Annotated in this window: 7 protein-coding genes; 2 read left to right on the forward strand and 5 right to left on the reverse strand. The window is 44.1% G+C overall.

Translation table 11 applies throughout. From position 1 onward, the window contains the following. Positions 1–439 precede the first annotated feature (439 nt). Positions 440–823, forward strand: a complete 384-nt coding sequence (locus ACSVH6_RS13285; RefSeq protein ID WP_438079311.1) for an HU family DNA-binding protein — start codon at positions 440–442, stop codon at positions 821–823. A gap of 416 nt (positions 824–1,239) precedes the next feature. Here the strand turns inward: ACSVH6_RS13285 and ACSVH6_RS13290 are convergent, their stop codons facing one another. After that, complete coding sequence (locus ACSVH6_RS13290; protein ID WP_438079312.1) at positions 1,240–3,114, reverse strand: leukotriene A4 hydrolase C-terminal domain-containing protein; 1,875 nt, start codon at positions 3,112–3,114, stop codon at positions 1,240–1,242. Between the two features lie 101 nt (positions 3,115–3,215). Between ACSVH6_RS13290 and ACSVH6_RS13295 the strand changes: the two genes are divergently transcribed. Then, a complete protein-coding gene (locus tag ACSVH6_RS13295) occupies positions 3,216–5,822 on the forward strand; it encodes a T9SS type A sorting domain-containing protein (RefSeq protein WP_438079314.1) in 2,607 nt (868 codons plus the stop codon). Positions 5,823–5,884: 62 nt separating this feature from the next. Here the strand turns inward: ACSVH6_RS13295 and ACSVH6_RS13300 are convergent, their stop codons facing one another. The 4 genes from ACSVH6_RS13300 to porV form a co-directional block, all read right to left on the reverse strand. Continuing rightward, positions 5,885–7,510 (reverse strand): 2-oxo acid dehydrogenase subunit E2, encoded by a 1,626-nt coding sequence (locus tag ACSVH6_RS13300; protein WP_438079316.1) that lies wholly within the window; start codon positions 7,508–7,510, stop codon positions 5,885–5,887. Positions 7,511–7,512: 2 nt separating this feature from the next. Next, a complete protein-coding gene (gene pdhA, locus ACSVH6_RS13305; protein WP_438079318.1) occupies positions 7,513–8,511 on the reverse strand; it encodes a pyruvate dehydrogenase (acetyl-transferring) E1 component subunit alpha in 999 nt (332 codons plus the stop codon). Between the two features lie 140 nt (positions 8,512–8,651). Further along, positions 8,652–9,134 (reverse strand): cytidine deaminase, encoded by a 483-nt coding sequence (gene cdd / locus ACSVH6_RS13310; protein WP_438079320.1) that lies wholly within the window; start codon positions 9,132–9,134, stop codon positions 8,652–8,654. 84 nt (positions 9,135–9,218) lie between these two features. Beyond that, positions 9,219–10,424, reverse strand: coding sequence for a type IX secretion system outer membrane channel protein PorV (porV, locus tag ACSVH6_RS13315; protein ID WP_438079343.1), 1,206 nt, complete (start codon positions 10,422–10,424; stop codon positions 9,219–9,221). Positions 10,425–10,431 lie beyond the last annotated feature (7 nt).

A 10,431-nucleotide genomic window follows, 5' to 3' on the forward strand; every position in this document is an offset into this window, starting at 1 on the left:
TGGCAGTCCTCCTCTTACTATCAAAGGTGCGGCGCAGTCACTGCGTTCGTGTCGCCGCCCTGCCTCCGGCAGGCAGGCTTTTTTTAGACCCGAGGGCAAAGCCCGAACTGGCGAAGCAAACCCTATCCTAACGGATGGGGTTTTTTGTTTTATGCCCTTCGACAAGCTCAGGGTGACATTGTAGTTGTTCTTATCGGGTATTGTATTGGTAAGGGAGGTTATTGCTGCCGTTTGTTACCGAAACGATGTTCATTTTTTGATATACATACTCCTGTCGTTTACCACAAAAAGGTTAAAACGGCTAAAAGTGACGTTTTTCGGCAAAAAGCGGCAAAAAGCGACAAAAAGTGACGAAAAGTGACGCTTTTGACCTTTGGCATGATTTTCTGCACGCTTCTTGTTGTTGAGTCGGTATTAGTAATTTTTAAAACATTTGAGTATGTCTGTTAAATTTAAAGTAGTGCCGAGAAGAAATCCTCAGGATAATGCGGCACCCGAAAAATTCTACGCGGCTGCTATCAGCAACGGAGAAACGGATCTGGAAGCGTTATCAGAAATGATTGCTTACCAAAGCACCTTGACCGATACCGATTGTTATGCGGTATTGCGTTCGTTGGAGCACAACATCATCAACGAGTTAAAACAAGGTCGCATCGTGCGATTGGGCAGCTTGGGTAGTTTTCAGGTGAGCCTTAGCTCAGATGGTAAAGACGTAGCCGATGAAGTAACGGCTTTAGACATCGTAAAAAACAGAATTAATTTCCGTCCCGGAAAGAAACTGCGTCAGATGCTACAGCAGATCAGCTACCAAAAAGAGGAATAACGCTCGGTTTCCGAATCTTGTTATTCTTTATTTTTCTGCCTCGGATGAATCCCATCCGGGGTATTTTTTTGCCCATTTTTTACGAAAAGTTTCGTCAATTCGTCCTGATGACTTTCCGAACTCGTCCTGATGAGTTCACCAACTCGTCCTGAACAGTTGCAAAAGTCATCAGGACGAACCGTTATAGTGCTCCTGAAGAGTTTGAAAAAGGGTCTTGAGCGTTTAAAAACGGCAATCTATCGGGTTAAAAACTTCTTTTTTGCCCTTTTTCTTGAGCTTTACGCTTGATTTTTGTCCTCCATTTGTGCGGTTTTATCCTTTCTGTTTATCAAAAATGCCTTCTGATTAGGGAGTACCACCCAAGAACAAGGATTTTTGACAGGCTTTACTAAATCCCATCCCGTCACCGATAAGGCTTACTTCAACACATTTTCAACGGCTTCTACCGTCGTGGCATGGTAGCCCGGTTTGGCTTTGGCATAGATTTTTCTCGCCCAGGCTTTGCCTTCGGGGGTTTTGATCATCTCCTTGTATAAAGGCAGTAGCGAACCGGTTCGGCTGTAGGTGGTCAGAAAGGTTTCTATGGCCGGATACGCCGTTTTGTACTGATGCTGTATGGCCTGAATAAACCATTGTCGTCTGACTACAAAATTGCCGCCTTGGGTAAAGTGACATTCTTTGTCGATGGCCGCCATTTCACCCGGAGTGAGGTCTTTGGGCAAGTAATCAATAAAATGTTGTTTCTCGTTGGTGGATTGTATTTTTTGGCTTAATCCTTTTACTCCTGTGGTTCTCCAGGTTTTCTGAATGCCGTCGATGGTGTTAAACTCTTCGGATACCGGGGTGATGCAGTTGGACGGAATACCGGGTTGGTACACCCAGTCGTTTAGTTTTATTTTGTCGGCCAACGTCTTGTCGCCTTTGATTAGATTTTCGTTGAAGTAGGCCACAAAATCTTCTGTCGTGATCGATTGGAAGGCATGCGCTTTGAAATAGGCGGTGAGGAAGGCGTCAAACTTTTGGCGTCCCACGGCGGCTTCCACCGTTTGTAAAAAAGCATAGCCTTTCTCATACGGGATGTCGCTCAATCCGTCATCGGGGTTTCTTCCTGCAGTGCTTACTTTGAGACGGGTGTCGGGGCTGTTTTTCCCCAGTTCGTCCAGATTGATTTCGAGTACTTTTCGGCTCAATACATCCTGCATTTTGGCTTCTTTTACGCCAAATACGGCTTCGCCGATGCGGTGCTCCACATAGGTGGTGAATCCTTCGTTGAGCCAAATGTCATCCCAGGTCGCATTGGTAACCAGATTGCCGCTCCAGCTGTGACCGAGTTCGTGGGCCAACAAACTGGTTAACGAACGGTCGCCGGCCAACACAGTAGGGGTGAGGAAGGTGAGGTTGGGGTTTTCCATGCCTCCGTAAGGAAAGCTCGGCGGGAGTACAATCACGTCATACCGACCCCAACGGTAGGGACCGAATAGTTTTTCGGCGGCGTTGACCATGTCGCCGAGTTGGGCAAATTCCCATTTGGCTTTATCTATTACGGAGTGTTCGGCATAGACCCCGGTGCGGCTGTCAATGGATTTAAATTCGACATCTCCCACAGCAATGGCCATGAGGTAGGACGGAATGGGTTTGTCTTGTTGGAAGGTATAGACTCCGGTATTGTTTTTTTGTTGCGGATTTACCGCACTCATAACGGCCATCAAATCTTTAGGTACGGTAACTTTGGCCTTATAGGTAAAGCGGATGCCCGGTGAATCCTGACACGGAATCCAGGTGCGCGACCAGATGCTTTCGCCTTGCGAAAACACAAACGGTTTCTTCTTATCGGCGGTTTGTTCGGGTTTCAGCCATTGCAGGGCCACGCCGTCTTTGGTGGTGTTGTAATAGATGTTGACTTTGGTTGTCGTAGGTTCAATCGTAATGTGCAGCGGTTTGCCGTGGAATTCGACAGAGTCCCCCAAGTGGAATGGGGTAGCTTTTTCGTCATCGCCCAAGGTTACTTTGATAATGTGTAGGGCGTTTTCATCAAAGATGATTTCAGTTCCTTTGCTACGATTTTCAATTTGCCAGGAGGCTTTTCCGGAGATGGTTTGGGTGTCAAAATCGACTTTGATGTCTAAGTCCAAATGTTTGGCCACCGCTTTGTCCGGTTGGGCAAACGAATGGTCGTCTTTTACGGTTTGTGATGGGGAAGCGGTTTGCTTCATCGGTTGGTTGTCGCTCGGGTCTTTTTTTTGACAGCTTAACAGGGTCAACAATAGAGCAATAACAAGGGTATTTTTCATAGGGAGTGATTATTACTTTCCACCGTAAAAATAAATCAAAATACGGCTCTGATACCTGTTATCTGAAATGTTTTTGTATTTTTGGTAAAACACTTACAATTATGAGAACAAAGTTACTTTTAGTACTGACCCTTATTGCGGCTCAGTTTTCATCGGTTTATGCGGAAACATTGACGTCTCCCATTTTGCCAAATATACAGCCCTTAACCTATTGCGATTCGAATAATGATGGAATTGGTGTGTTTGATTTGACGGTGGTGACTCCTCAAATCCTTGCGGTTCAATCGGGATTAGCTTCCAATTATCAGATCATTTATCAGGAATCGTTTGGCAGTAATACGATATCGAACCCCGGTTCCTATTCTAATATTAACCCCTGGAACCAAACCGTTTATTATTCGATTATAGAAATAAGCAGTGGTGACCTGGCTCTAGGTAGTTTTCAGATTGTGGTCAATCCGAAACCCCAATTAATCACTTCCGCACCGCCTTATACTCTTTGTGATGACAATCAGGATGGTATTGCTGTGTTTGATTTGACTTCGTTAATTCCTGATTTACTTCAGGGTGCTGCCTATAATGTTACTTTTCATGAGACACAGACAGATGCTGAAATTGGTGGTGCCGGAATAACTACTCCTTTTGCTTATACCAATATATATCCGTTTGCACAAACCATTTATGCGAGAGGAACGGACCCGGTTACAGGCTGTTATACAGTAGTGCCTGTTGTACTTGAGGTGAGTCCGGCGCCGATTATTGATGCTCTACCTCCGATTGCGCTATGCGATGGGGATGCGAATCCTCAAGATGGTGTCGCTTCGGTTAATTTAGCACAACAAACGGCAGTTATTTTGGCCTCACAAGCTTTGCCTCCTTCGAATTACAGTGTGACTTATTATACCAGTTTGGCTGCTGCCCAATCCGAGGTGTCGCCTATTTTAACTACTCAAAACTATGTCGGAACTAACGGAGCCATCCTTTGGTATCGGATAGAAAATAATGCAACCGGATGTTATAATGTCGGAAGTTTTCATTTGGTTATTGCTGGTCCGTTGAGCCTGACCACACCAACTGTATATGCGGTTTGTGATAGTGATGCTCAACCAAATAATCAATATACTTATTTTGATTTGAATGTAAAGAATAGCGAAATAACTCAAGGATTGCCCGGGTATACGGTAACTTATTATCCGAGTTATCCTATTACCCCTTCGAGTGTGGCCATTGCCAATCCTACTGCGTATGTCAACGTTCAACCTGCGGTTCAAACCTTAGGTGTTATGGTTACCAGTCCGTCAGGGTGTGTTAGTTATACGACTCTTGATATCAGAGTATATCCGATACCGCTACCCAACACAAATCCAAACACTATAGTGGCTTGTGATACCGATGGGAATGGGTCAGAATTGGTTGATTTGACGGTAAACACTACCTATATTACTAACGGCAACCCAAATCTTATCCTGCATTATTATGCAACCCAATATGATCTGGATTATGGCATAAATGAGATCCTTACGCCTACAGTCTATATGGCTTCAGGAGGCAATGTTTATATTAAAGTAACCAATACTTTTACAGGCTCTAACGGATATCCTTGCTACAGACAAGTTACTCAACCGGTAGCGCTTATCAATAACAGTGCACCTAATGTGATGCAACCCAACTATCCTCCTTATCAATTGTGTAATAATAGCGGAATTGAAGGTATGGGTATATTTAATTTAGCTTCTCAAACAGCCTTTATTGCTATGGGTCAGCCCAACGTTACGGTTGTTTTTTATCCAAGTTTTGCGGATGCGTTAAACGGGACGAATGCCATTACCAATCTCAACTATGTGAATGTGACGAGTTATGTTCAAACGCTGGGCATACGGGTTATTAATTCGTGCAGCGGTGCGTATTCGATTTCTACTATGGATATTAACGTGATGCCTTCGCCTCATCTTGATTTGATTTCGAATAATACCTTAAATACGGTTTATGTAGACGGTAGCAATAACGTGGTGCAGCCTTTGTTGTTGGATACGCAATTGAACAGCAACTATACGTATCAGTGGGAGCTCAATGGCGCTCCGCTGCCCAATGCCTTGGCTTCAACCTATTTGGTTGCTACGGCTATTCCCGGAGGAGGGGAAAGTGTGTTTTCAGTTACGGCCACTGATATCAATACCGGTTGTGTTGCAACCGACTCTATTGTGGTAAGCCAATCAGACGGAGTGCCATCGCCTTCAGGACCTATTTCGCAAACGTTCAATCCCGGAGAAACTTTGGCTTATCTTACGGTAGCAGGCTCCAATGTTTTATGGTATGCTTCGGCAGCCAATAAAAATACAACGTCAACTCCTTTGCCTTTGACCACGCTTTTGGTTGACGGAACCACGTATTATGCTTCGCAAACGATAGGCGGAATTGAAAGTGCTGCCCGCTTGCCGGTGACGGTTCATGCTGCCTTAGGTGTACCCGGAAATGAAATCGCATCACTGAAATTCGCACCAAACCCAATCAAAGATGTGTTGACATTGCAATCGACAGTTATTTTAAAATCGATTGCTGTATATTCTATGCTGGGGCAAAAAGTATTCGAGCAAAATTATAATAACATGGATATTACTATTGATTTGTCGAGACTGGCTTCAGGAAATTACATCCTCAGAGCGCAAGGAGAGACCAATCAAAAAACAATACGGATTGTTAAAGAATAAAATAAAAAACCCATTCTGTTGAGAATGGGTTTTTTTTATGATGTGCCTGATTTCAAGTTGGGTTACGCCAACATGGTCACCGGGTTTTCGAGATAGATTCTCAAGGTTTGCAGGAATTGGGCTCCTGTAGCACCGTCCACTGTTCTGTGGTCACAAGCCAACGTCAACGTCATAGTGTTGCCCACTACAATCTGACCGTTTTTCACTACCGGTTTTTCTTCGATAGCCCCTACGGATAGGATGGCAGAATTCGGTTGGTTAATGATGGATGTAAACGATTGGATGCCAAACATTCCCAAGTTGGAAACCGTAAAGGTGCTTCCTTCCATTTCGGCCGGAGTCAGTTTTTTGTTTTTGGCTTTGCCGGCTAAATCTTTCACAGCGGCCCCAATTTGAGACAGACTCATCTGGTCCGTAAAGTTCAATACCGGTACCACCAAGCCGTCTTCTACAGCTACCGCCACCCCGATGTTGACATGGTGATTGATAATCATCGCATCTTCTCTCCATTGGGAGTTTACCTGCGGGTGTTTTTTCAACGCCATGGCACACGCTTTTACCACCATATCATTGAAAGATACTTTGGTGTCGGGAACCGTATTAATAACCGCACGCGATTTCATGGCCTCATCCATACTTACTTCAATCGTTAAGTAGTAATGTGGTGCCGTGAATTTCGATTCGGCCAAGCGACGCGCAATGGTTTTACGCATTTGTGAGTTCTTGATTTCTTCGGAGAATTTCTCGCCTGCCGGTACAAATGGTTTTACGGCAGGGGCAGCAGTGGCTTGTGGCGCCTCTGTTGCAACAGCGGCCGGAGCGGCTTGTGCTGCAGATGGAGAGAAGTTCTCTACATCACTTTTGGTAATTCTTCCGTTTTCGCCTGTCCCTTTTACCTGAGCCAAGTTGATGCCTTTAGAGGCAGCAATTTGTTTGGCCAAAGGGGAAGCGAAGATTCTTCCGGTTGCGGTTGTTGCTTCTGCGATCGGAGCTGCTGTCGCTACTGGAGCTGAAGCTGTTTCGGTTGCAGCCGGAGCGGATGCTCCGCCTTTTTTAAAGTTTTCGGCCACACCGGTAATATCAGTCCCCGCAGGGCCGATGATGGCTAAGACACTGTCAACAGGAGCAGACTGCCCTTCGTTGATTCCGATATACAATAAGGTTCCGGAGTTGAACGATTCGAATTCCATCGTGGCTTTATCGGTTTCGATTTCGGCCAAAATATCACCTTCTTTTACTTCGTCGCCTACTTTTTTCAACCAAGTCGCTACCGTTCCTTCTGTCATGGTATCGCTCAAACGCGGCATGGTTACGACCACAACGCCTTTAGGTAAAGTTGCTGCAGCAGTAGGAGTAGCCGGAGCTTCAGCAGGAGCAGGGGCTTCTGTTTTGGCTTCCGGAGTCGCTGCGGGTGCAGAACCTCCTGCAATCAAAGCGGAGATGTCTTCTCCCTCTTTTCCGATAATGGCTAATAAAGAGTCAACCGCGGCGGTTTCTCCTTCTTTAATTCCTATATATAATAAAGTCCCAGAGTTGAACGATTCAAATTCCATGGTGGCTTTATCGGTTTCAATTTCTGCTAAAATATCGCCTTCAGCAACTTTGTCACCTACTTTTTTCAACCAAGTGGCAACCGTTCCTTCGGTCATGGTGTCGCTCAAACGCGGCATGGTTACTTTTGTTGCCATAATTACAGTCTGTGAGGGATGAAAGGATAATTTTCTTGTTCGTATACTACGTCATACAATTGCTGTGCTTCCGGGAAAGGAGACTCTTCGGCGAATGTGGCACATTCTTCTACTAAGTCTTTTACTCTTTCGTCGATTACTTCAATTTCAGCTTCGGTAGCGTAGTTGTTTTCTTTGATGATATCCAATACTTGAGTGATTGGGTCTATTTTTCTGTATTCATCCACTTCTTCTTTGGAACGGTACAATTGGGCATCGGACATGGAGTGTCCTCTGTAGCGGTACGTTTTCATTTCTAAGAATGTTGGTCCGTCTCCGCGACGGGCTCTTTCCATCGCTTCGTGCATGGCCTCAGCTACTTTTACCGGGTTCATTCCGTCTACCGGACCACATGGCATTTCGTAGCCTAAACCTAATTTCCAAATATCCGTATGATTGGCAGTTCTTTCTACCGAAGTACCCATAGCATATCCATTGTTTTCACAAATGAAGACTACCGGTAATTTCCACAACATCGCCATGTTAAACGCTTCATGTAATGAACCTTGACGGGCAGCACCATCACCAAAATAGGTTAGGGTTACTCCGCCAGTGTTGAAGTATTTATCGGCAAAGGCCATACCGGCTCCTACCGGAATTTGTGCTCCAACGATACCGTGTCCTCCATAAAACCCGTGTTCTTTAGAAAAGATGTGCATAGAACCTCCCATACCTTTGGATGTTCCAGTTACTTTTCCTAAAAGCTCAGCCATTACTTTTTTGGGATCAACACCCATTCCGATAGGCTGAACGTGATTACGATAAGCAGTAATCATTTTGTCTTTAGACAAGTCCATAGCGTGTAAAGCGCCTGCTAAGACTGCTTCCTGTCCGTTATATAAGTGAAGAAATCCTCTAACTTTTTGTTGAATATACAATGCGGCAAGTTTGTCTTCAAACTTTCTCCAAAACAGCATGTCTTCATACCATTTTAAATACACTTCTCTGGTTACTTCTTTCATTTTTTACTTTTTGATAAAGCGTTATTTCGTTTTAAATATAATTCAACGCAAAAGAGTTCACTCACACACAAATTTGCGAATGGCAAAAGTAAAACTTTCCCTTTAAAATTGGAAAATTTTAACCCCGTAATTTTAGCTTTTTACAGGAAGTTTTTGTCGAAGCTCAGTGGCAACAAATTTTTAATCGAATCCGATTTGTATACCTCACCGCTTTCTCCCATAAAATAGATTTCAATAGGGGTGTCCTGTCTGAATTCGTATTCTGAAATGGATTGGCGACACGCTCCGCATGGAGGGATTGGTGATTTGGTTTCGTTAGTGTCTGATGCGGCACTAACCGCCAGTTTCAGAATCTTAGCCTCGGGGTATATGGCACCACTTTGAAAAATAGCCACTCTTTCAGCACAAAGTCCGGAAGGATAAGCGGCATTTTCCTGGTTGGATCCTAAAACAATTTTACCGTTGTCTAACAACAAGGCGGCACCGACTCTAAACTGAGAATAAGGAGCGTACGCTTTTTTTCTGATTTCCACTGCCTGTTGCATTAAGGACTGCACGTCTTGTGGTAATTCAGCTGCCGAAGGGTAAACGGTGAACGAAGTGTTAATGTTGATTTCTTTCATTCAAAAGGTTATTTCATTATTGAGGAAAAAAAATCCAAATTTCAAAAGAGAAATTTGGATATTGTTTTAATTGTTTGCTAACTATTAATAATCGTCGTATTTATCACCAAAGTTAAACGTCAAGGAGAAACGAAGTGTATTCTCGAGAGGGTTTTTTACTTTGGATGCAGAGAATAAATAGGATACGTCTACTTTCACAATGTTGTATTTGAACCCGGCTCCTAAAGAGTAAAATTTACGGGCTCCTTTTAATGGGCTTTCGTGGAAATATCCCAAACGGAACGCAAAGGAGTCTTGATACATATATTCGGTACCCACAGAATAGGTCACCTCTTTCAGCTCTTCACTGAATCCGCCCGGAGCGTCATTAAACGATTTGAAAATTCCGGAAACCCAATTGATTTTGTTGTAGTCCAATCGGTTTTTTTGAGCCAACAAGTATTCATCTGAAGTTGGCGACATGTCAATCAATCCGTCTCCGTTTAAGTCAGCACTTTGTGGAGAAGGGACTAAAAGTTTTGCAAATTCAACATTCACGGATACTTTATTGTATTCGTCAAAGATAAAATCATAGCCTCCTCCCAATCTCATGTTGGCCGGAAGGAAGTTGGCACTTCCGTCATCCGATTGTCCGGCATCATAATTGATTTTCGGACCCATATTCTGGAAGTTGAAACCCAATCGCAAACGACCGTTAAAGTCGGTGAATGCCGTTTCTTCTCCCTGATAAAACCCGGAGATATCTACAGCAAACGAACTCGCCGGCTTGGCATCACCACTGTCGGCAGTTGGAATTCGCAACGCGGAGCGGATGTATCTTCCGGCTACGGACATGGCAAATCTTTCGCTTAGTTTCAGGGAATACGATCCATCCAGAGCCAACTCATTTGGTTTTACCACTTGAGGAGCATCATCAGCGTTTTGTCTTAATTCAATTTCTCCTAACCCAAAATAACGCAAACTCACGGCAAAAGCACTTCTTTCGTTGATGCGGTTGTAGTAAGTGGCCTGACCTAAAGAAATGTCGTTGACTAAATCCGTAAGGTAAGGTGTATAACTGGCGGTAAAACCTTGTTTGTCTAAAGCAAAGGCGTATTTGGCCGGATTCCATTGTTGTGAAAACGCATCGGGAGAAGTTGCTACTCCTTGGTCGGCCATACCGGCTGCACGGGCATCGGCTGCTACTAAAAGAAAAGGAACTCCTGTAGTGATTACATGACTTTCCGGTTGTTGCGCGTTAATGGTTTGTATCGTGGTGAATAAAAGTAATAATACGGCAATTTTTTTCATTATCATT

Source organism: Flavobacterium sp. XGLA_31 (assembly GCF_051547105.1).
GTDB lineage: Bacteria > Bacteroidota > Bacteroidia > Flavobacteriales > Flavobacteriaceae > Flavobacterium.